Below are 21,386 nucleotides of genomic sequence, written 5' to 3'. Positions count from 1 at the left end.
CGCAAACCTGTAGTCCGTCCATTTCTACCATCAGACATCAAAGAAGCTGTTGGGTGAAGGCGACTTGCGGATAGCGCTTGATGGCGTCGCGGGCTAGAGTGCGTTGTTTCTCGAGCCTGGCAGCATCGCGCACCAGCTGTTCCGTAACGTCGATCAGATCACCATAGGGTGCGGCGACGATGCCCTGCGCAAACCGGTCATCGATCAGCGTTTCCGGCCCATTGACTTCGCCGACGACGGCCACGCCATTGATGAGCAGATAGAACACGCGCACGACTTCGAAAATCTGCGATTCCAGCAGATGCATGTTCAAAACCACTTTGGACCTGGCGATCCAGGCGTCGCGCTTGCGTCCATACACATCGAACAGATGCTCAATGATCAGCCCTCTGGCTTGCAAGCCGTAGAGAATCTCTGCGCGACGTTCATTCATCGAGCCATAAAAAAGCACGTCGATATCCCGCACCGGTGCAGGCGCTATCCGGTCCAGTTCTTTCTGAAAGCCCAATTGCAGATATTTGGCTGGCCGCCCACCGATTCGGTTAAGGATCTCGATATTCGCCAGACTGTAATCCCAGATTTCCAAGCCAGCGTTGAGGCAGATGAGAACCCGGTCACGTGTCCTTTCGGAGGTTACCGACAAAGGTTCGGCATTGACGATGATCGTGCTCGGATGAAGGCTGTGAAGGTCCTGCAAGGGGAGGAGATGTGCCCCGAAGATGATGTTGACGGCGTCGTCGGTCACTCTGTTGACTGAAAGGGCCGTCGGATACCCCAATTCTTTCAAGGAATAGTCGAGGGCCTCTGCGACTTCCTCAAAGGCTTTCGAGTGACCGAAGCCTTTCGGCTCCACGATGCAAATATTGTAAGGCCGTTTTATCATCTTCAATTCCAAGGTTTGTCTGCGTCACCGGTCAAACTGAAGCCAGTGGCAATCGGCAATCCTTGCTGTGTCAGGCTTTCGCAAAGCTGTAGGCCCGCTCCACTTTTGCCACGCGTACCTCGTAGCGGCTGTACCATTCCGCACGGCCTTGGTTTTGCGCTGCCAGATGATCCACGACTTTTTTCCAGGCGCGGATCGAGGCTTCATCGCTCCAGTAGGAATTGGTTATGCCGAACCCGGAGGCATCGCGGGCGGATTCCACACCGAGAAAGCCTGGCTGCTGGCTGGCAAGCGTCACCATGGCCTCGGCCATGTCATCGTAGCCATTGCTGACTTCGGTTCTGAGCGAGGAAAAACAGACGACATAATAGGGGGGAGAAGGCAGCTTGGTAAAACCGGACATCACTAGCGACTCTCTGTTGGGATGAGGCATGGCATGCTGCCAGTGTGCTCCTTCAGTCGAAGTAGACCAATTCAAATTGGTGATCGGACAAATAAAAAAGCGGAGCCGAAGCCCCGCTTTTCCAATGCAAAATTCCAGAAGCGCAATTAGCGCTTGGAGAACTGGAAGGACCGGCGAGCTTTTGCCTTACCGTACTTCTTACGTTCAACAACGCGACTGTCGCGGGTCAGGAAGCCACCCTTCTTCAGAACCGAGCGCAGGCCTGGTTCGAAGTAGGTGAGCGCCTTGGAAATGCCGTGACGCACAGCGCCAGCCTGGCCGGACAGACCACCACCGGTCACGGTGGCGATAACGTCGAACTGACCGGTGCGAGCAGCAGCAACGACAGGCTGCTGCAGAATCATCTGCAGAACCGGACGGGCGAAGTAAACCGGGAAATCGCGGCCATTGACCGTGATCTTGCCAGTGCCGGGCTTGACCCAAACGCGGGCAATTGCGTTCTTGCGCTTGCCAGTCGCGTAGGCGCGGCCTTGAGCGTCGACCTTACGGACGTGAACGGGAGCCGAAGCTTCCTGCGCCGTGCCGAGATCCTTCAGGGAAGAGAGGTCAGCCATACTTAGGCGCTCCTTACGTTCTTGCTGTTCAGCTTGGCCACGTCGAGAGCGACAGGCTGCTGGGCTTCGTGGGGGTGGGCGGACCCGGCGTAAACGCGCAGGTTCTTCATCTGGCGACGGCCAAGCGGACCGCGGGGAATCATGCGCTCGACAGCCTTTTCAAGAACGCGCTCCGGAAAACGGCCTTCGATGATCTGGCGCGCCGTGCGTTCCTTGATGCCACCCGGATAGCCGGTGTGCCAATAATAGGTCTTGTCGGTGTATTTCTTGCCGGTCAGGACGACCTTTTCGGCATTGATGACGATGACATTGTCGCCATCATCGACGTGGGGAGTGTACGTGACCTTGTGCTTGCCACGCAGATAGGTGGCGATCACGGTGGCGAGGCGACCAACAACGAGCCCTTCGGCATCGATGATAACCCACTTCTTCTCCACCTCTGCAGGCTTCTGAACGAAGGTAGACATGAGGTTCAACTTTCTTTTGGACCCTTTCAGCCGTTAACGGCCGGTCGGGCGTTTCTTGTTGCTTGTCTTGTGCGCTTTCACACGCACAAAAAGAATGCGGTCCATAGGGCCGCAAGCTGGCGGCTTTATAGTCGCGGTGCCGGGTTCGGTCAAGGATGGTCGCTTGATGGCGGAGTTCGAAAAGTCCATAAAAAACAGATGATTAGATGTGTGGTATTATTTTACCGCAAAATACTTTGCCGTCTTGTCTGGATTTCGGCCTTTTCCGTGGTGCAATCGGCGGGGCAGTCATGCTGAACTTGACAGGTTTGCGGCGAGAACGCTTATCCCATCGCACCCGGTTTGAGATCACGATGGCGGAGAAACCCACATTTGAGAGCGCTCGCCAACTGCTCTATGACGCTATGAGGCGCGCTTGTCTTTTTCCTCTCGGACGAGGGCGGGGAGCTCCGTGTTTGATGCCTAATGGTTCCTGGAGAAGACATGAGGTGGTTGCTTCGTTTTGAGACAAACCACTCTGTTGTTTCCCCTTGTTTCTAGATGATTAATGTTCAATCAAGAGTAGTATGAACTTAACTCTGACATGCGTAACCCGAGGCTATTGCGTTAACGCAGGCTTACGCAAGTGGGTTGATCGGCAATCAAATCGATTTAAATTCTAGTGCGTCTAACGGCATTATAAGTGAAATAATTTTTGCCTAAAACTACTTGTAATCATTAGGGAATTCAATGTTTGAGAGTGCTAAAATGCACGTGAACAAAAAAAGAATATTAAGTGAACATAAAGGCATTAGACTTCATTGATGTGATGGTTATCACATCAAGCTTGAAAACTCCCTTAAAAAGAGCATACTAATGATAGCGATAACATGACGACCGCTTCACTGTCTCCTCTGGAGATGGAGGGAGTATTGGTGCGTCTTTATCTCAAGGGTTGTATTCGGCGTTTCCGATTCTGGGTCGGCAGAGGGGTGGTTGTGCAAAGAAAGGTTACTTAATCGGGAAATGATGGCGCGAATGGGAGTGCGTAATGTGTCATTGCGGGACTTTACGTCTTTGCAAACAGTTAAGCCAAATTTGCTATCCTGCGGCCGGGACCTAGAGTTTGCCTTAGGAAGAGTGGAGCCCGGTTTTCCTGAAAAGACAAACGACAGCACGAGAGCAAAGCATATCTTCAGGGTAGCTTTTCATGCTTTGAATTTTTTTTGCTGCATGTCGTCATCGCAAAACCGCTGCCCACTTTTAAGCGACAGGTTTTAGGGACGGATTGTCTGGAGAAACGGCTGCCAAGCCGGGAAGGATAAGCCATGAACCACGACCATTATTCCGATGACTATCTCTGCAAGATTCTGGCGCGCACCCACACCGTCGCGCTGGTTGGAGCGTCCGCACGCGATGACCGGCCTAGCCATTGGGTGCTCGGTTTTCTGCTCGGCAAGGGCTATCAGGTCTTTCCTGTTAATCCGGCGCTTGCTGACACTACGATTCTTGGTCGCCCTGTGCATGCACGCCTTGCCGATATAGGGGTGCCGATCGATCTCATCGACGTGTTTCGTCGCTCGGAATCCCTCAGTGAGGTGGTGGATGAAGCCCTGGCGCTGGAGAGACGACCAAAAGCGATTTGGGGTCAATTGGGTGTGCGCGACGATGAAGCTGCGGCAAAAGCCGAGGCGGCAGGCATTGAAGTCGTGATGAACCGAGCACTGGTCGCGGAATATCCGCTGGTCTACCAAGCCAGTCATATTGCCCATCGCTCCCCCACCGCCGCCTGATACCAAGCTATACCAGCGATAACCGCGTTGCCTTGCGCGGTTATTCGCGGTCCTGCTTGTCGCTCAGAGGGAGTAATGCGGAACGAAGCGGATAAAGCCGTCCTGCAGGTTTTCCACCGGTTTGCAGTTCAGCACCGGGCAGGCAGGGTTGTCGCGTGTCGGTACTGTGGCGCGTTCGGCATACTCGCCTGGCGAACAGGAATTGGTGTTGCGAACGTAGCGATCGTAAAGCGCCATGCCCGGCACCCGCTTCGAGGGATAGCGTAGAACGGCAGCCCCCTGGTCTCGCAGGATTTGCCGAACATTTTCGCAGGCAAGCGTGGTCGAGTTGTAACGCTCAATCGCCAGCGCACTGCTACCCCATAAAGAAATGGCAACGAAAAAGCTTAACCGTATCATTGGGGTCATTGGAATATCTCCATCAAAAAGCATTTGCCAATGCCTATAGCATGTCGCGTGATTCCGGATTCACCCGGCACGTTATAGGTTTTTGTTTTCGCATGTCTTTTTCTCAAAACCGCCGCACACTTTCGGGTGACGTGCTGTATATCCTCTTCTTAACTGGGGCGCTTTCGCTTACGATCAAGACAGGGCGCAGTTCCAAAGGATCACAGGAGCTACTCATGCAGTAGCGCCTTGGGGAGAATGACATGCAGCATGACGTTTATGAGAGCGATTATCTCAGGACCATTCTGGAAACGGTCAAGATCATTGCTCTGACCGGGGCTTCGCCCAATCCGGCGCGGCCAAGCCATGGGGTCATGCATTTCCTGCTGAACCATGGCTACCGCGTTATTCCGGTCAATCCGGGGCAGGCGGGAAAGGACATTCTGGGGCAGACTGTTTTTGCGTCGCTTGCGGACATTCCCGAGCCAGTCGATATGATCGATGTGTTCCGCGCCTCCGAATATCTGCCCGCAGTGGTGGATGAAGCCTTGGGACTCAAGCATTTACCGAAGGTGATCTGGGCTCAGCTTGGCGTGCGCGACGATCAGGCCGCCGCACGCGCCGAGGCCGCCGGGATCAAGGTGGTGATGAACCGCTGCCCGGCCATCGAATATCCCAGAATTTTTCAAGGGACACTGGAGCCGGACAGGCATTAGGCTGATCGGATAAGAAATCTATAGGCATCAAACGATTGTCCAATTTTCCAAAAAAGCCAGGACGTTCAAACAGGGCATGAGGTAGCGTTTCATCGGCATCGGTGTAATGCTCTGCCGCACTATTTCAGGGAGGATAACCATGGCAAACAACAATCCGGGCTTTGCGACGCTGGCCGTACATGCCGGTGCGCAGCCGGACCCGGCGACCGGCGCACGTACGACGCCGATCTACCAGACGACGGCCTTTGTGTTTGAAAATACCGATCACGCCGCCGCCTTGTTTGGCCTCAAGCAATTCGGCAATATCTATACAAGGATCATGAACCCGACCCAGGGCGTGCTGGAAGAGCGGGTCGCTGCTCTGGAAGGTGGCACGGCGGCATTGGCGGTGGCATCGGGACATGCCGCGCAGATGCTGGTCTTTCATACTCTGATGCAGCCAGGCGATAATTTTGTTGCCGCCAAAAAGCTCTATGGCGGATCGATCAACCAGTTCGGTCACGCCTTCCAGAATTTCGGCTGGCAGGTGCGCTGGGCCGATACCGACAATCCCGCAAGCTTTGAGGCGCAGATCGACGAGCGAACCAAGGCGATCTTCATCGAAAGCCTTGCCAATCCCGGTGGTACATTCGTCGATATTGCCGCGATTGCCGATGTTGCACGACGCCACGGCCTACCGCTGATCGTCGATAATACCATGGCCAGCCCTTATCTGGTCCGGCCTCTGGAATACGGTGCCGATATCGTCGTGCATTCCGCCACCAAATTTCTCGGCGGCCATGGCAATTCCATGGGCGGCGTGATCGTCGATGGCGGCACGTTCGACTGGTCGCAATCGGACAAGTTTCCGAGCCTGTCGCAGCCGCGCAGCGAATATGGCGATGTGGTTCTGCATGACGCCTTCGGCAATATGGCATTTGCCATTGCCTGCCGGGTGCTCGGTCTGCGTGACCTCGGACCGGCGATTGCGCCGATGAATGCCTTCCTCATCCTGACCGGCATCGAAACCCTGCCGCTGCGCATGCAGCGTCACTGCGACAACGCTTTGAAGGTTGCCCACTGGCTGAAGGCCCATGCCAAAGTCTCCTGGGTGCATTATGCGGGCCTGCCTGACGATCCGAACCATGCGCTGCAACAGCGCTACGCGCCGAGAGGCGCTGGCGCCGTTTTCACCTTCGGGCTGAAAGGCGGCTATGAGGCGGGCAAGACGCTGGTGGAAGGATTGCAGCTGTTTTCCCATCTTGCCAATATCGGCGATACCCGCTCGCTGGTCATTCATCCTGCCTCGACCACCCATGCCCAATTGACCCCGGAGCAGCAGGTAGCGGCAGGCGCCGGGCCGGAGGTCGTGCGTCTGTCCATCGGCATCGAGGACCCGGACGATATCATCGCGGATCTTCACCAGGCCTTGTCAAAACTCTGATGGGGCTTGCTGACGATGGGTGCTTTCAGAGCATTTCAGCGTTTCCATGGAAACGCTGAAATGCTCTAGATCCCGCCAGGCGTCTTCGCTCTCAGGGTAATCCTGGTCAGTTCTGACGGCACGCCGAGCCGAAGTGCAAAGCCGGGCCAGAGTGCCGTGCCATTGTTCACATAGAGCGTCATGCCGCCGATGATATAGCGGCCCGAAACAAAGCCGTTATTGGCCCGGGCGACTAGCCGGTCAAGGCCCAGAACCATGCCACCATGCGTATGACCCGACAGTTGAAGCGCAACCCCTGATGCCGCCGCCTTGGCTGCCGACATCGGCTGATGGTCGAGGAGAATGATTGGCGCATCTGCAGGTGCTCCCTGGAGTGCCGCTACGAGGTCTGGGGCTGGTGCTCCGTGCGCGGCGGCAGAGCGATCCGTCACGCCTGCCAAGGCGATTTTTGCATCGCCTTTTGTGATTACAGCATGGGCGTTCGAGAGCATGTTCATCTTCAAGGTCGCGAGATGGGCCATCCAGCCCTGGAAATTGAAGAAGTATTCGTGGTTGCCAGGAATGGCGTAGACGCCGTCGCGCGCCCGCAACTTTGCAAGCGGTGCGACATCATCCTGCCGGCTGGCAACGTCACCGTCGATAAAGTCTCCAGTAATGACGATAAGGTCGGCATCGAGCCCGTTGGTTTTCGATACGACTTCCTCGGTCCAGCGGGCAGGGAACAGGCGGCTGATGTGGAGGTCGGTCAGTTGCACGATGCGGTAGCCGTCAAATGCCGGTGGTAGTCCTGTAATTGGAATTTCGATGTCCTTTAACGGCGGCACCCGGATTGCCTGGCTGACCGCGTATGCGGAAAGGCACAGCGCTACGCCTCCAAGGGCATACCGCAGACTGGCCGGAATGGACGGGAAATTGCCCCTGAACAGCATGATCACAAGGGAAATAACATCCAGCACGATCTGGAACACGGCGAGCAGGACGATTGCGCCAAACAGGAGATTGAACGCGATAATCAGCGGGCGCGGGAATTCAGGCGAAAACACCGAACCGGACGAAAGGCGGCTGAAGAAATGATATTGCGAGGCGATCAACAGAAGAACTGCCAGCGCCACCTTCGCCGACCAGATCCAGGGCAAAGGCTGGATAAAACGGATGACGACGATCAGCCAGGGAAGTCCAAAAATGAGATGAAACATCAATTGTATTCTTTCGGGGTGTAGACGGGCCACGCGACCTGTTCCGTGCTGTTTTTCCGGCTTCTTCATTGTCGAGGTCGGATGTCGCAGCATGTAGCGACTTGATTTGGTCAAGGCCTTGAATGTTGTTCGCACACGTGCGTTAGACAAGAGTTCATCGGCTACAACGGCGCAAACGCCGATCTGGATCAGTGATGCTGCTGCATGATTCTTTAAACGAGTTACGGCTAAAAAAGAAAATCATGCAGCTTGCTGCCGTACAGATGCGGAAGTCGCTGCCTTGGTGGAGACATTTGGCGCTGCCAAGTCTATTCTCCAATCAAATCAGCATTGCCGACAATCGATGGCATTGATGAACCCCATTTAATGGATGTGCGAGACAGAGATCATGATGACATCGCTTCGCTTTGATTTACCCGCCGTTCAGCCGGAAGAGGGCGCTCCCGCCCCAGACAGGCTGATCGCCGGAGATCCGCGCTTCCTGACCTGGAGTATCGATGAGCCCGGTCAAGGGCTCTATGCCGGGGTCTGGCAATCCACACCCGGCACGTGGCGAATCGTCTACGACGAATGGGAATATTTTTCCGTTTTGGAAGGCTATTCCATCATCACGGAAGACGGTGGTGAGCCAATGCATCTGCGCAAGGGCGACAGGATGATTCTGCGGCCCGGCTTCACGGGACTTTGGGAAGTGGTGGAAACCACGACGAAGGATTACGTCGTTCGGTTTTGAGGCGGCTGCCGTTACCAGACGAGATCGAGCTTTTCCAACCCGTGGAAATGATAGAGATCCTTGACTTTTGGGGTGCCTGCCAGCGCCAGACCCGGCAGACGCTGGAATAGAACCGGCAGCACCAGTGACAGTTCCAGCCGGGCGAGCGGCGCACCGATGCAGAAATGAATGCCAGCGCCGAAAGAAAGATTGGCACCGTCATTGCGTTGCGGCTTGAAGGTCAGAGGATCTGGAAATTTACGTGGGTCGAGATTGGCCGCGGCCAGGATCAGGCCAATCTTGTCGCCTTGGCTGAAGGAGACACCATCGATCTCGCAGGGCTCCAGGCAATAGCGCTGGAAAATATGCACCGGCGCGCAGATCCGCAGACATTCCTCGACCGTCCGCTCGGTGGCGGCTGTATCGCCAAACAATCCTGTTGGGTCCAGCCCGCTTTCGAGAATGATCCGCACCGCATTGCCGATCTGGTGGACGGTTGCTTCATGCCCGGCATTGAGCAGGACCACGGTCGTTGAGATCAGCTCGTCATCGGTGAGATACTGGCCCTTATGCTCAGTATGGATCATGTGGCTGAGCAGATCGTCACGCGGCTCGCTGCGGCGCTCGGCAATGACACCGCGCAGATAATCGGAAAACTCCCGGGCCGCGCGCTCGGCGGCATCCTCATGGGCGCGGGTACGGTTGAACACATACATGCCGACATAATCATGGCTCCAGGCCAGCAATTGCGGCCCCATCTCGTCGGGAATGCCGATCATCCGGGCAATCATCGTCACCGGAATGATTTCGGCGAAGGAAGACAGCAATTCCGTTTTGCCTTGCGCTTCGAAATCATCGATCAACCTGTTGGCGAGCGCGAGAATATCCGGCGTCATTTTCTCGACATGGCGGGACACGAACGCGCGGTTAACCAGCGTGCGCAGCCGCGTATGTTCCGGTGGCTCCAATTCCAGCAGTGACCATGCCTCGGCAGCATCGAAGGCTCTCGTATGGGCGGCAGGCTCCGGCCAGCCCAGCTCTTCACGGCTGGCGATCTGCAGGATCTGCCGACCGAACCGCTTGTCGCGCAGCAAACCATTGACCAAATCGTAACCCGTGAAAAACCATTGCTGCTGCTCACGCCAGTAAAATGTCGGCGCCTGCGCATGCAGCATGGCATAGACCGCATTCGGGGCTTCGAAAAAACCGGGATGACCAGCGTTGAGACTGACCGATCTCTGGTGGGGATCGACGGAGAAAAACGAGGAATGCGGCATGATCGGTTCGTGGATGCTTTCTTGATGAGGCTGAAAGAGCCTCCTCACTCGAGATGTTGCTGTGTCGAACGCTGGCTGAGACGGCGCAGGGCTGCGACCTGACGGTCTGCTTCATTGTCGATTGCCGCCGGTGTGCCGCGTTCCTCGTTGGGCGTCAGGCAAAAAACGGTTTCCCCGCGTGCCACGGCAGTTCTGTTACGGCCATCTGCTTTGGCCGTATAGAGGCCGTGATCGGCCTGACGCATCGCTGTATCGAAGTCAAAGGCCTCGACAGTGGCCGCTGAGAGGCCAATGCTTGTGGTCAGCCTGACAACGCCCTGTTCGGTGGTGATCGGTGTTGAAGCAATCATGTAGCGGATCCGCTCGGCAACGCCAGCAGCTTGGCGCAGGTCCGCAACAGGCATGACGGCGCAGAATTCCTCGCCGCCGGAGCGGGCGAAAATCGCGTCATTGCCAAGCGCGTCACCTGTCATCTGCGCGAAGCTTGACAAAACCGTATCGCCCGCCTGATGGCCGAATGTATCATTGATATGTTTGAAATAATCGAGATCGAACACCAGAAGTGCCAGAAGCCGGTCTCTGGCGACAGTATGTTTCAGCTCGCCTAAGGTCTCGATCAGACCACGCCGGTTCAATATACCTGTGAGGGGATCGGTGCGCGACAATTGCTTCAGTTCCCGTTCGTTCCGGTCCATGACGATTCGGGCCAGAAGCACCATGGCCGATACCAGGCAGACAATGACGAACAGGCCGATATAATCGCTGAGGGCAACCTCGTGCGGTCCTTCCGGCCTGCCGATCAGGCTAGCGGAACCGATCACCGCACATGACAGCGCTTGCAGGGTCCACAAGGCCGCAAGCATCCGACGATATTTCCGTGCTGTCATGCGCGACGTCATGGCCGTGACCGCGAGCATCACGAAACAAAGCATGCTGGCAAATTGATGGGTCGCCAGACGATAGGCGTAGGTATCCCGTATGACCGGATGGATCAGGACGAGGCCCCAGAGCAGCAGCGGTGCCGCGATCCACCAGCCGGGCTTGCGCCCGTCAAACAGCCGTAGCGCGCAGATCCAGAAACAGAAGCCGCACAGCACGATGGCATTGCCGCCGTAAATTGCCAGTGGCAGCGGCAGGTCGTTGCGAAGCGCGATCAGCATTGCGCCAATGCCGTGACAGGCAAACCCGATGGCCATGTAACCATAAGAGCGATGCCGTGGGGCGCGCAGCCATATGGTGATCAGCAGGACCGCCAGCGTGATTGCCTGGGTCCCCCACATCAAAAAAGCTGTCTTGATGTCGAGCAAGGCGGTCGGCCCTCGTCACTCTCTGGTTTTATGCTTCCGAACGAAAGCCGGGATGGTCTCTCGGCGATCATAATCGATTTTTTCTTTTGGTTGCAAATTCCGATTGGACCTATCACGCCCTATTCACCATGTTGTCGATTTTCTGTGTATGGCTTGGCCGGGCAAGCCACCGCCCACGGGCCGCTTTCGGTAAAACAGCGAGAATGCGAGAACCAATCCATGCAAGCGATTAAGGATATCGTGTGCTCGCGTCTTGAAGTGTTGGGGGCGAACACTCTATGTAGGGATTGACAGCATTTGAATTGATTCCCTCAGCCCGGATCGGCATCGGGCCTGACAGGCTTCGGGAATGGGTTGAAAAGGACGGACATGAGAAATCCAGTTGATACCGCCATGGCTCTGGTGCCTATGGTTGTGGAGCAGACCAATCGCGGCGAACGGTCCTACGACATCTACTCGCGTCTGTTGAAGGAGCGCATCATTTTCCTGACCGGACCGGTCGAGGATCATATGGCGTCGCTTGTCTGCGCCCAGCTGCTGTTTCTGGAAGCGGAAAATCCGAAGAAGGAAATCGCGATCTACATCAATTCTCCCGGCGGTGTCGTGACGGCCGGCATGGCGATCTACGATACGATGCAGTTCATCCGTCCGGCCGTCTCGACGCTCTGCGTCGGCCAGGCCGCCTCGATGGGGTCGCTGCTGCTGGCTGCCGGCGAAAAGGGCATGCGCTTTGCGACCCCCAACGCTCGCATCATGGTGCATCAGCCGTCCGGCGGTTTCCAGGGTCAGGCTTCCGATATCGAGCGTCATGCCCGCGACATCATTAAGATGAAGCGTCGCTTGAACGAGGTTTATGTCAAGCACACTGGCCGCACGCTGGAAGAAGTCGAGCACACGCTTGACCGCGACCACTTCATGGAATCCACGGAAGCCAAGGATTGGGGTCTGATCGACAAGATCCTGACGACGCGCTCCGAAATTGAAGGGGTAACGCCTTCTTGATGTCTTTTGGCGGTGGGCTTTCGATGGAAACGCAAGGCCGGATCCATCCAGGGGGTTTAAACTGCCGCCGAAAGCGCTAATAGTTATTAAGGCTATGTTGAGCTTTTATGACATAGCCTGAATATTCTCAGAGGTTCGCGTTGCCGTCAGCTCATGAATGTGACTTTTGAGAGCTGAAATAGTACCTCTGAACCGAATTTCGCCCGGATGGCCGGGTGTGCGGTATCGGGCGACATGACTAGACCGCGAGCCGGTAAATGGCGGTGCGGCGTGCTGGAAGGAAAAAGTTATGAGCAAGGTCAGCGGAAGCAACGGCGGTGACTCGAAGAATACCCTGTATTGTTCGTTCTGCGGCAAGAGCCAGCACGAGGTCCGGAAACTGATTGCCGGCCCGACGGTTTTCATCTGCGATGAATGCGTCGAACTCTGCATGGATATTATCCGCGAGGAAAACAAGAGTTCGATGGTCAAGTCGCGCGATGGCGTGCCGACACCGCAGGACATCATCAAGATCCTCGACGAATATGTGATCGGCCAGAGACAGGCCAAGAAGATCCTGTCCGTTGCTGTCCACAACCATTACAAGCGCCTTTCGCATGCCTCCAAGGGTGGCGATGTGGAGCTGGCGAAGTCAAACATCCTGCTGGTCGGGCCAACCGGTTGCGGCAAGACCTATCTTGCTCAGACGTTGGCGCGCATCATCGATGTGCCCTTCACCATGGCGGATGCGACAACGCTGACGGAAGCCGGCTATGTCGGTGAAGACGTTGAAAACATCATCCTGAAGCTGCTGCAATCGGCCGATTACAATGTCGAGCGCGCCCAACGCGGCATCGTCTATATCGACGAAGTCGATAAGATCAGCCGCAAGTCCGACAATCCGTCGATTACCCGCGACGTGTCTGGCGAAGGCGTGCAGCAGGCACTGTTGAAGATCATGGAAGGCACTGTCGCTTCTGTTCCGCCCCAGGGTGGCCGCAAGCATCCGCAGCAGGAATTCCTGCAGGTGGATACGACCAATATCCTGTTCATCTGCGGTGGTGCTTTTGCCGGTCTCGACAAGATCATCTCGGCTCGTGGCGAAAAGACCTCGATCGGCTTCGGTGCGACGGTTGTGTCGCCGGAAGATCGTCGCGTCGGCGAAGTGCTGCGCGAACTGGAGCCGGAAGATCTGGTCAAGTTCGGCCTGATCCCGGAATTCATCGGTCGTCTGCCGGTTCTGGCGACGCTGGAAGACCTGGACGAGGACGCGCTGATCCAGATCCTGTCCGAGCCAAAGAATGCACTGGTCAAGCAGTATCAGCGCCTGTTCGAAATGGAGGACGTCGAATTGTCCTTCCACGAGGACGCGCTGCGCGAAATCGCTCGCAAGGCTATTACCCGCAAGACCGGCGCTCGCGGCCTGCGCTCGATCATGGAAAAGATCCTGCTCGACACGATGTTCGAACTGCCTGAGCTTGAAGGCGTGCGCGAAGTGGTGATTTCCGATGAAGTGGTGCGCGGTGCCGCCCGTCCGCTCTACATCTATGCGGATCGCCAGGAAGAAAAGGCCAACGCTTCGGCGTGAACCTCCGCAATCTCTGAAGAGCTTTGAAGCCCGCCGCGTGCGGGCTTCGGCGTTTCTACGGGTTTGGACCGTATCGGTGCTTGGATCTATGTTTCTCGTCGTTTGTCTTTTCGGGAAAACCGGGTCCCACTTTTCCCTGCCAAACTCTAAGTCGTTTGCAGGGCGTTTTTGAATAGTTTATGACTATTACAAGGTGCTTCGCGCGATGTGGCAGATTCGGTCGAAGGCAGGTTTGCCCCAGGCGAGTGTTTGATCTCTTCGGATGCTGGAATGCCTGGCGCGCGCATCAGGGTAGGGCGGCTTCGGTCGCCGTGGTTGGGCAGCGCCGGTGCGTTTTGTTGTTGCTTGCTCTCGCGTCAATCAACCGTTTGTATTGTGTTTCAGCATGATGGGCTCGACCCTGATGGGTCTGAGCCGGAATCATGCAGCAGGCCTCAAGCTGTTGCGCCACGGTGGTGGCACAGGGCGCAAAGGCTTGAATTTTAGCTCTTGGGTCTCCACTTTAACCGGTGAGACAGGACCATGTCCCCCGCGGCTTTTGAGCGCGGATTTGGGTCCCGGCAACGGGACGATGAAAGGAACTGGAATGACTAAAGTGACCTCTGTCACCGGCGAAACCAATACCTATCCGGTATTGCCGCTGCGTGACATCGTGGTGTTCCCGCACATGATCGTGCCGCTCTTCGTAGGGCGCGAGAAGTCTATTCGTGCCCTCGAAGAAGTCATGGGCTCCGACAAGCAGATCATGCTGGCCACCCAGATCAATGCGAGCGATGACGATCCATCGGCCGATGCCATCTATGAGGTTGGCACTGTCGCCAATGTATTGCAGCTTTTGAAATTGCCTGACGGCACGGTCAAGGTACTGATCGAAGGCAAGGCGCGCGCCCGGATCTCTGGCTATACCGGACGTGAGGACTTCTACGAGGCCCATGCCGATCTGTTGCCCGAACCCGCCGAAGATCCGGTTGAAGTCGAGGCTCTGAGCCGGTCTGTGGTGTCGGAGTTTGAAAATTACGTCAAGCTCAACAAGAAGATCTCGCCGGAAGTGGTGGGGGCTGCCAGCCAGATCGAAGACTATTCGAAGCTGGCCGATACGGTTGCCTCACATCTGTCGATCAAGATCACCGAAAAGCAGGAAATGCTGGAAACGGTGAGCATCAAGACCCGGCTTGAAAAGGCGCTTGGCTTCATGGAGGGCGAAATTTCCGTTCTCCAGGTGGAGAAGCGTATTCGCTCGCGCGTCAAGCGCCAGATGGAAAAGACCCAGCGCGAATATTACCTGAATGAGCAGATGAAGGCGATCCAGAAGGAACTCGGCGACGGCGAGGAAGGCCGCGACGAGATGGCCGAACTGGAAGAGCGCATTGCCAAGACCAAGCTGTCCAAGGAAGCCAAGGACAAGGCTGATGCGGAGCTGAAAAAGCTCAAGCATATGAGCCCGATGTCGGCGGAAGCCACAGTCGTGCGTAACTACCTCGACTGGCTGCTCGGTTTGCCCTGGAACAAGAAGTCCAAGGTGCGGATCGACCTCAACGCGGCTGAAAAAATCCTCGATGAGGATCATTTCGGTCTCGATAAGGTCAAGGAACGGATCGTCGAATATCTGGCTGTGCAGGCCCGTGCCACCAAGCTCAAAGGTCCGATCCTGTGCCTCGTTGGTCCTCCGGGCGTCGGCAAGACCTCGCTCGCCCGCTCGATTGCCAAGGCCACAGGACGTGAATATGTCCGCATGGCGCTGGGCGGTGTGCGTGATGAGGCCGAGATCCGCGGTCACCGCCGGACCTACATTGGCTCCATGCCCGGCAAGGTCGTGCAGTCGATGAAGAAGGCTAAACGGTCCAACCCGCTGTTCCTGCTCGACGAAATCGACAAGATGGGCCAGGATTTCCGTGGCGATCCGTCATCGGCGCTGCTTGAGGTGCTGGATCCGGAACAGAACGCGACCTTCATGGACCATTACCTGGAGGTCGAATACGATCTGTCCAACGTGATGTTCATTACGACAGCCAATACGCTGAATATCCCCGGCCCGCTGATGGACCGCATGGAAATCATCCGTATTGCCGGTTACACAGAGGACGAAAAGCTCCAGATTGCCAAGCGGCATCTTCTGCCAAAGGCGATCAAGGAACATGCGCTGCGCCCGGAAGAGTTCTCGCTGGCGGATGATGCGATCGTCTCAATCATTCAGCAATATACCCGCGAGGCCGGTGTGCGTAGTCTCGAGCGTGAATTGATGAAGGTCGCCCGCAAGGCTGTGACCGAGATCATCAAGGGCAAGTCTACCTCTGTGGCCGTCACGGCGGCCAGCATCAACGATTATCTCGGTGTGCCGCGCTATCGTCATGGTGAGGCCGAAGGCGAGGATCAGGTTGGTATCGTCACCGGTCTTGCCTGGACGGAAGTGGGCGGCGAATTGCTGACCATTGAAGGTGTGATGATGCCGGGTAAGGGCCGCATGACGGTGACCGGCAATCTGAAGGAAGTGATGAAGGAATCGATTTCGGCGGCGGCATCCTATGTCCGCTCGCGCGCCGTCGATTTCGGAATTGAGCCTCCGCGCTTCGACAAGTCGGACATTCACGTCCACGTGCCGGAAGGTGCGACACCTAAGGACGGTCCGTCGGCTGGCGTGGCAATGGCAACCGCCATTGTTTCGATCATGACGGGCATTCCGGTCAACAAGGACGTGGCGATGACGGGTGAGATCACCCTGCGCGGTCGCGTCTTGCCGATTGGCGGCTTGAAGGAAAAGCTGCTGGCCGCTCTTCGCGGTGGTATCAAGAAGGTTCTGATCCCGGAAGAAAACGCCAAGGATCTGGCGGATATTCCAGACAATGTGAAGAACAATCTTGAGATCGTCCCGGTCGCCCGGATGGGTGAGGTGATTGCTCATGCGCTGGTACGTATACCGGAGCCGATCGAGTGGGACGGCACCGTGGAAACGCCTGCCGTCGGCACTGTCGAAGGTGTCGATGATTCAGGCGCAACCGTGGCGCATTGAGCCGTCTTTGCCACGATCCTGCCCAATTGGCGGAAAAACTTCGAAAAGGCTGGCCTTCGGGCCAGCCTTTTTTGTGCAAACATCACCAGAAGCCTTGTTTTTCAGGCGATTGCGGTGCTTTTGGCTTGCGACGGGCATGGGCATGAGTATTGTCCGCCCGACTTGGAATTTTTGAGTCATGCCGGAGGCCATCGAAAATGGCGGTCGGTATTCCTTTGTGATCCTCTCGGGCGCCTGGCGCTTTGCGGTGGTCGCGGTTCCTTGATGCGGGGATGCGTTAGCATCTTCGCCGCTTTGATATTCATGTCATACAGAAAGGGTGGAAACATGAACAAGTCCGAACTCGTAAACGCAGTTGCCGATAAGGCCGGTCTCAGCAAGGCCGACGCAGCTTCCGCCGTGGACGCCGTCTTCGACACCGTCCAGGCGGAATTGAAGAATGGTGGCGACATTCGCCTCGCCGGTTTTGGCGCCTTCACGGTTTCCCATCGCGAAGCCTCGAAGGGCCGCAATCCTTCGACTGGCGCGGAAGTTGATATTCCGGCCCGTAACGTTCCGAAGTTCACGGCCGGCAAAGGCCTGAAGGACGCTGTTAACAGCTGATCCTGCCAACGGCAAACATACCAGTTCTACCGAAAACCCGGCTCTCAAGCCGGGTTTTTTGTCTTTTTGCAGGAAGGAGGCATCTCGTTGCCGTTTCACTGATCCAAGATGGTCGGTGCTTCGAAATAGCATTGAGTTCAATACAAAATGGCAGCCGCAAACGAGCTGCCAATGGTCCATCAGAGAGGCGCCCGTGGTCACGAAGAAAGCCGATCTCCCGACCAAGCTCTGCGTGGCCTGTCACAGGCCTTTCGCGTGGCGTAAAAAGTGGGCGCGCTGCTGGGAGGAAGTTCGGTTCTGTTCTGAGCGCTGCCGTAACCGCAGGGTATCGTGCCATGAATTTGAAGTGGCCCGTTCGAGAGTGTCGCACACCTCATGAAACAACTACCAAATCTGACTTTGCTCCTTTACGCGCTTCCGGCCCTGCCTTTGGCGGCCATTGCTTTGCCGCTCTATATCATCGTTCCGTCCGTTTATGCCGGGCGGTTTGGTATTGCTCTGTCGGCTATTGGTGCCGCTTTGCTGGCCATTCGCTGTCTGGATGCGATCACCGATCCGCTGATCGGTTGGCTCGCGGACCGGATTCCCGGTCGGTATGGTCGCCGCCGTCTGTTCTTTCTATTGTCTTTGCCGCTGACGGCGGTCTCCGCTTTCATGCTGTTCAACCCACCGGAAGGGGCAGGGCTTGCGCATCTGGTGGTTTGGGGCTGTCTTCTGTCGATCGGCAGTACCTGGACAAGCCTGCCTTATACCGCCTGGGGTGCCGAACTCGAGACCTCCTACGATGGCCGGGTCAGGCTTTCGGCCTGGCGTGAGGGTACGACGCTACTCGGCACGCTGCTGGCTATTTCCCTGCCTTTCTTGGGGCAGGCATCCACGGCAGGCGCCCAGCCGGACCTGAATGCGATTGCTGTTATGGTGGCGGTGCTCTTGCCAATCTTTGGTGCCATTGCGGTATGGCGCGTGGCGGAACCGGTGGATTTTTCGAAAACCCGGCTTTCTCTGAAGGCAGGAGCGGGCTTTCTGCTGGCCAATAGCGCCTTTCTGCGGCTGGCCATGGCCTTCTTGATGAACTCGCTGGCCAATGCCATCCCCGCTTCGCTGTTTCTCTATTTCGTCGCGGCACGGTTGGAGGCGCCGGAGCTTCAGGGGCCTTTGCTGTTTGCTTATTTCCTATCGGCGGTCGCCGGCGTGCCACTTGCGGTTTTCGTGGCGCGGCGGCTGGGCAAGCACAGGGCCTGGTGCTGGGCCATGCTGCTCAGCTGTGCGATCTTTGCCTTGGCCGGCCTGCTGGGGCCGGGAGACGCCTGGTTGTTTCTCGGCATCTGCGTGGTGACCGGTGTCTTGCTCGGCTTCGATCTGGCGCTGCCGCCAGCCATTCAGGCCGATGTGATCGATCAGGACACATTGGCTTCGGGAGAACAGCGATCCGGGCTATATTTCGCCGCCTGGAGTTTCGTCACCAAGCTGGCATTGGCGCTCTCTTCCGGTATTGTCTTTCCGCTACTGGCTTTGGCGGGCTTCCAGCCGGAAGGCGGCGCCCAAAGCGGGCAGGCGCTTTCGGTCTTGTCGGCGCTTTATGCTTTCTTGCCGATCCTGTTCAAGCTTTTCGCCATCGCTCTTATGTGGCGGTTTTCCATCGACAGCACGCACCAGCAAGCCACTCGACAGAAAATCGAGCAGCGCCAGAGGGAAATATCAAACCCATCATGATCAGGTCTGTGGCGTCATGGATGGCTTGGGCAGGGCGCGACCATCCTGATAGATGCGCCGCAGAAAAGACAGTAGTTGGGCAAGCTCGTCTTTCGAAAACCGCTCGGTAAAACGGGCTTCATGGCCATGGCGAAGCTCTTTCGCCGCCGCCAGAACACGCTGGCCTTCCTCGGTCACGAAGAGTTCCTGGCGTCGTCGATCCACCTGGGAGGGCCGGCGCTCGACGGCGCCCCGGCCTTCAAGCTTGTTGATCAGCGCCATCATGGTCGCCTTGTCCATGCGCAGGCTTTGGGCAAAATCGATCTGGCTGGCCCCAGCATTGTTGTCGATCAATTCCAGCACGGCAAATTGCTTCGGGGTTAAAGCCAGCCCCGACATGGTCGCCTGAAAATCCTGGAACACCGCCACATTGGCCAACCGCAAATGAAAGCCAAGAACTTTTTCCAGGTCGCCGAAGGCCACAGTTCCGGAAAATTCCGGGGTTTCGAAATCGTCAGTCGGCTGTTCCGGTCCGTCCATGCGCTCAATCCATGTTCGATAATGCCTTCAGGTTGAGGATGTGTAGCATCTCCAGCCTGATAAGATACGGCTCTATCCGGTGATAAACCCATAAGCCCAAAAGGCAAAGCGCCATATTTGACCTGTGCATCCCGCAGATTTCACTTGTGCCTCGAGAAAGATAATATAATATGTAATACATACTAAATGGCCGTCGGGAGAACTGGCCAGGGAGGATATATGTCGTACTATGGTAGCGCAGGTTTGCGCGAAACTTCGGCGTTTGCTGGCATGGTCGCGGAGGATCCGGTCCGGTTCCGCGCCAATAGCGGTCCAGATCGGCCAGCCGTCATGGAGCTGGCAACCGGGCAATCATTGACATTTTCTGAATTCGATACGCTGATCGGGCGATGCGCCGCCGCTCTTGACGATGTGATCGCAAGGGCAGGGACGGGGCAGGGCAGCCCAGCCCGTATTGCCTATCTCGGACGCAATTCCACTGCCCAATTCGCGGTTTGTTTTGCCTGCCAGCGGATTGGTGCGATCTTCGTGCCTTTGAACTGGCGCTTGAGCGCCCGAGAAATTTCGCTGATTCTTGCCGACTGCGAACCGACGCTGTTGCTGTACGACGCGGAATTTGCCGAAGCCGGTAGCAGTTTCGAGGTCAAAAGCCTTGATGTGTCCGGCAAGGGAGGCTTTCTGGACAAGGCCTCGGTTTTGGAGCCAATCGCACCTCGCTATTCATCTGCCGACCGTACTTGCGTGATTCTCTACACATCCGGGACGACAGGCGTGCCAAAGGGCGTGCTGCTTAATGCCCGCAATTTGTTTTTCTCCGCCTTGAATTTTGCTTTCGTCGGTGAGGTGACGCCGGAATCGGTCGTGCTCTGCGACTTGCCGTTTTTCCACACGATCGGTTTGGTGGCCCTGGCACGCACCGCAATGGTGATGGGTGCCCGGCTGGTCATTTCTGATCGCTTCATCGCCGAACGCACGATTGCCACCATGGCGGACACCCAAATCGGCGTCAGCCACTATTGTGGTGTGCCGCAAATGGCCAGTACGTTGCGGAACTCGCCGAATTGGAACCCGGCTGCCTTGCAGGGTCTGAAGGCGATTTTTCTGGGTGGCGCGCCTTTGCCACCGGTGCTGATCGAGCGTTTTCTCGAGGACGGCATTGCCCTGGTCAATGGCTATGGGATGAGCGAAACCGGCACGGCTTATCATATGCCGCTCGACCGCCAACTCATCGCCCGTCATCCGGGTAGCATCGGTTTTGCGGCCCCCTTGCTTGAAACGCGGGTTGTTGATTTCGACGGTGCCGATGTCACCGATGGCGGGATCGGTGAAATCTGGCTACGAGGACCAAGCGTCACAGAGGGCTATTGGAACCGTCCGGACCTGACCGAGGCTGCCTTCACCGATGGCTGGTTTCGCAGCGGCGATATGGCGCGGGTCCAGGACGGTGTCGTCTATCTCGCTGATCGCCTGAAGGACATGTATATCAGCGGCGGTGAAAACGTCTATCCAGCTGAGGTTGAAGCGGCTATTGCCGCCCATCCCGGCGTTGCCGATGTCGCAGTCATGGGCCTTGCCCATGCCGAATGGGGTGAGGTCGGCCTGGCACTGGTCGTCGCTGGCAACGACGGCCTACGTGATCACGATATCCTACGCCATTGCGCTGATCGGCTTGCCAGCTTCAAACGGCCCAAACACGTGGTGTTTGTGGATGCCATTCCCCGTTCGGCTTCCGGCAAGGTGCAGAAGCACATTTTGCGCCAATCCTACACTCACCTTTCATCCAGTTCGACACCGGCGTCCGGACAGCCCGGCGCATAA

The 21,386-nt window shown here is 56.7% G+C and carries 20 protein-coding genes; 11 read left to right on the top strand and 9 right to left on the bottom strand.

The window, feature by feature from the left end:
* Positions 1 to 37: 37 nt before the first annotated feature.
* The 4 genes from H1Y61_RS13130 to rplM all read right to left on the bottom strand — a co-directional run bounded on the left by H1Y61_RS13130 (position 38) and on the right by rplM (position 2,367).
* Complete coding sequence (locus H1Y61_RS13130; RefSeq protein WP_180572842.1) at positions 38 to 883, bottom strand: CgeB family protein; 846 nt, start codon at positions 881 to 883, stop codon at positions 38 to 40.
* A 70-nt stretch (positions 884 to 953) separates the two neighbouring features.
* On the bottom strand, positions 954 to 1,286 hold the full coding sequence (locus H1Y61_RS13125) for an antibiotic biosynthesis monooxygenase family protein (RefSeq protein ID WP_235680726.1): 333 nt from the start codon (positions 1,284 to 1,286) through the stop codon (positions 954 to 956).
* 146 nt (positions 1,287 to 1,432) lie between these two features.
* The gene (gene rpsI, locus H1Y61_RS13120; protein WP_015915627.1) at positions 1,433 to 1,900 is read right to left on the bottom strand and encodes a 30S ribosomal protein S9; all 468 of its coding nucleotides are present in this window, start codon (positions 1,898 to 1,900) and stop codon (positions 1,433 to 1,435) included.
* Between the two features lie 2 nt (positions 1,901 to 1,902).
* Positions 1,903 to 2,367, bottom strand: a complete 465-nt coding sequence (gene rplM / locus H1Y61_RS13115) for a 50S ribosomal protein L13 (RefSeq protein WP_015915628.1) — start codon at positions 2,365 to 2,367, stop codon at positions 1,903 to 1,905.
* A gap of 1,307 nt (positions 2,368 to 3,674) precedes the next feature.
* Here rplM and H1Y61_RS13110 point away from each other — a divergent pair.
* The gene (locus H1Y61_RS13110) at positions 3,675 to 4,139 is read left to right on the top strand and encodes a CoA-binding protein (RefSeq protein WP_180572840.1); all 465 of its coding nucleotides are present in this window, start codon (positions 3,675 to 3,677) and stop codon (positions 4,137 to 4,139) included.
* Between the two features lie 63 nt (positions 4,140 to 4,202).
* On the opposite strand, the gene H1Y61_RS13105 is transcribed toward H1Y61_RS13110, so the two are convergent.
* Positions 4,203 to 4,547 (bottom strand): hypothetical protein, encoded by a 345-nt coding sequence (locus tag H1Y61_RS13105; RefSeq protein ID WP_322790770.1) that lies wholly within the window; start codon positions 4,545 to 4,547, stop codon positions 4,203 to 4,205.
* A gap of 242 nt (positions 4,548 to 4,789) precedes the next feature.
* On the opposite strand from H1Y61_RS13105, the gene H1Y61_RS13100 reads away from it, so the two are divergent.
* A complete protein-coding gene (locus H1Y61_RS13100) occupies positions 4,790 to 5,242 on the top strand; it encodes a CoA-binding protein (RefSeq protein ID WP_087727758.1) in 453 nt (150 codons plus the stop codon).
* A 139-nt stretch (positions 5,243 to 5,381) separates the two neighbouring features.
* Complete coding sequence (locus tag H1Y61_RS13095; RefSeq protein ID WP_015915633.1) at positions 5,382 to 6,665, top strand: O-acetylhomoserine aminocarboxypropyltransferase; 1,284 nt, start codon at positions 5,382 to 5,384, stop codon at positions 6,663 to 6,665.
* A 65-nt stretch (positions 6,666 to 6,730) separates the two neighbouring features.
* Here the strand turns inward: H1Y61_RS13095 and H1Y61_RS13090 are convergent, their stop codons facing one another.
* Positions 6,731 to 7,861, bottom strand: coding sequence for a metallophosphoesterase (locus tag H1Y61_RS13090; RefSeq protein ID WP_180572839.1), 1,131 nt, complete (start codon positions 7,859 to 7,861; stop codon positions 6,731 to 6,733).
* A gap of 388 nt (positions 7,862 to 8,249) precedes the next feature.
* On the opposite strand from H1Y61_RS13090, the gene H1Y61_RS13085 reads away from it, so the two are divergent.
* Complete coding sequence (locus tag H1Y61_RS13085; protein ID WP_180572838.1) at positions 8,250 to 8,594, top strand: cupin domain-containing protein; 345 nt, start codon at positions 8,250 to 8,252, stop codon at positions 8,592 to 8,594.
* An 11-nt stretch (positions 8,595 to 8,605) separates the two neighbouring features.
* Here H1Y61_RS13085 and H1Y61_RS13080 read toward each other — a convergent pair whose 3' ends face one another.
* Positions 8,606 to 9,850, bottom strand: coding sequence for a cytochrome P450 (locus tag H1Y61_RS13080; RefSeq protein WP_180572837.1), 1,245 nt, complete (start codon positions 9,848 to 9,850; stop codon positions 8,606 to 8,608).
* Between the two features lie 44 nt (positions 9,851 to 9,894).
* A complete protein-coding gene (locus H1Y61_RS13075) occupies positions 9,895 to 11,130 on the bottom strand; it encodes a diguanylate cyclase (RefSeq protein ID WP_180572836.1) in 1,236 nt (411 codons plus the stop codon).
* Between the two features lie 396 nt (positions 11,131 to 11,526).
* Here H1Y61_RS13075 and clpP point away from each other — a divergent pair, with 396 nt between their 5' ends.
* The 6 genes from clpP (at position 11,527) to H1Y61_RS13045 (ending at position 19,049) form a co-directional block, all read left to right on the top strand.
* Positions 11,527 to 12,159, top strand: coding sequence for an ATP-dependent Clp endopeptidase proteolytic subunit ClpP (gene clpP / locus H1Y61_RS13070; protein WP_015915638.1), 633 nt, complete (start codon positions 11,527 to 11,529; stop codon positions 12,157 to 12,159).
* A gap of 289 nt (positions 12,160 to 12,448) precedes the next feature.
* On the top strand, positions 12,449 to 13,726 hold the full coding sequence (gene clpX, locus H1Y61_RS13065) for an ATP-dependent Clp protease ATP-binding subunit ClpX (protein WP_015915639.1): 1,278 nt from the start codon (positions 12,449 to 12,451) through the stop codon (positions 13,724 to 13,726).
* A gap of 586 nt (positions 13,727 to 14,312) precedes the next feature.
* On the top strand, positions 14,313 to 16,733 hold the full coding sequence (lon, locus tag H1Y61_RS13060) for an endopeptidase La (RefSeq protein ID WP_041696436.1): 2,421 nt from the start codon (positions 14,313 to 14,315) through the stop codon (positions 16,731 to 16,733).
* A 327-nt stretch (positions 16,734 to 17,060) separates the two neighbouring features.
* Complete coding sequence (hupB, locus tag H1Y61_RS13055; RefSeq protein WP_015915641.1) at positions 17,061 to 17,336, top strand: DNA-binding protein HupB; 276 nt, start codon at positions 17,061 to 17,063, stop codon at positions 17,334 to 17,336.
* Between the two features lie 115 nt (positions 17,337 to 17,451).
* Positions 17,452 to 17,715 carry a DUF2256 domain-containing protein gene (locus H1Y61_RS13050; protein WP_409363938.1) on the top strand — a complete coding sequence of 88 codons (264 nt, stop codon included), beginning with the start codon at positions 17,452 to 17,454 and terminating at the stop codon, positions 17,713 to 17,715.
* A complete protein-coding gene (locus tag H1Y61_RS13045) occupies positions 17,712 to 19,049 on the top strand; it encodes an MFS transporter (protein WP_087727765.1) in 1,338 nt (445 codons plus the stop codon). The genes H1Y61_RS13050 and H1Y61_RS13045 overlap by 4 nt, the downstream gene beginning before the upstream one ends.
* On the opposite strand, the gene H1Y61_RS13040 is transcribed toward H1Y61_RS13045, so the two are convergent.
* Positions 19,050 to 19,568 (bottom strand): MarR family winged helix-turn-helix transcriptional regulator, encoded by a 519-nt coding sequence (locus H1Y61_RS13040; protein ID WP_071204612.1) that lies wholly within the window; start codon positions 19,566 to 19,568, stop codon positions 19,050 to 19,052.
* Positions 19,569 to 19,787: 219 nt separating this feature from the next.
* On the opposite strand from H1Y61_RS13040, the gene H1Y61_RS13035 reads away from it, so the two are divergent.
* Positions 19,788 to 21,386, top strand: a complete 1,599-nt coding sequence (locus H1Y61_RS13035) for an AMP-binding protein (RefSeq protein WP_180572834.1) — start codon at positions 19,788 to 19,790, stop codon at positions 21,384 to 21,386.

The organism is Agrobacterium vitis, assembly GCF_013426735.1.
Classification (GTDB): domain Bacteria; phylum Pseudomonadota; class Alphaproteobacteria; order Rhizobiales; family Rhizobiaceae; genus Allorhizobium; species Allorhizobium vitis_D.
Note: the sequence above shows the minus strand (reverse complement) of the source record. Positions and strands in the feature narration are given on the sequence as shown.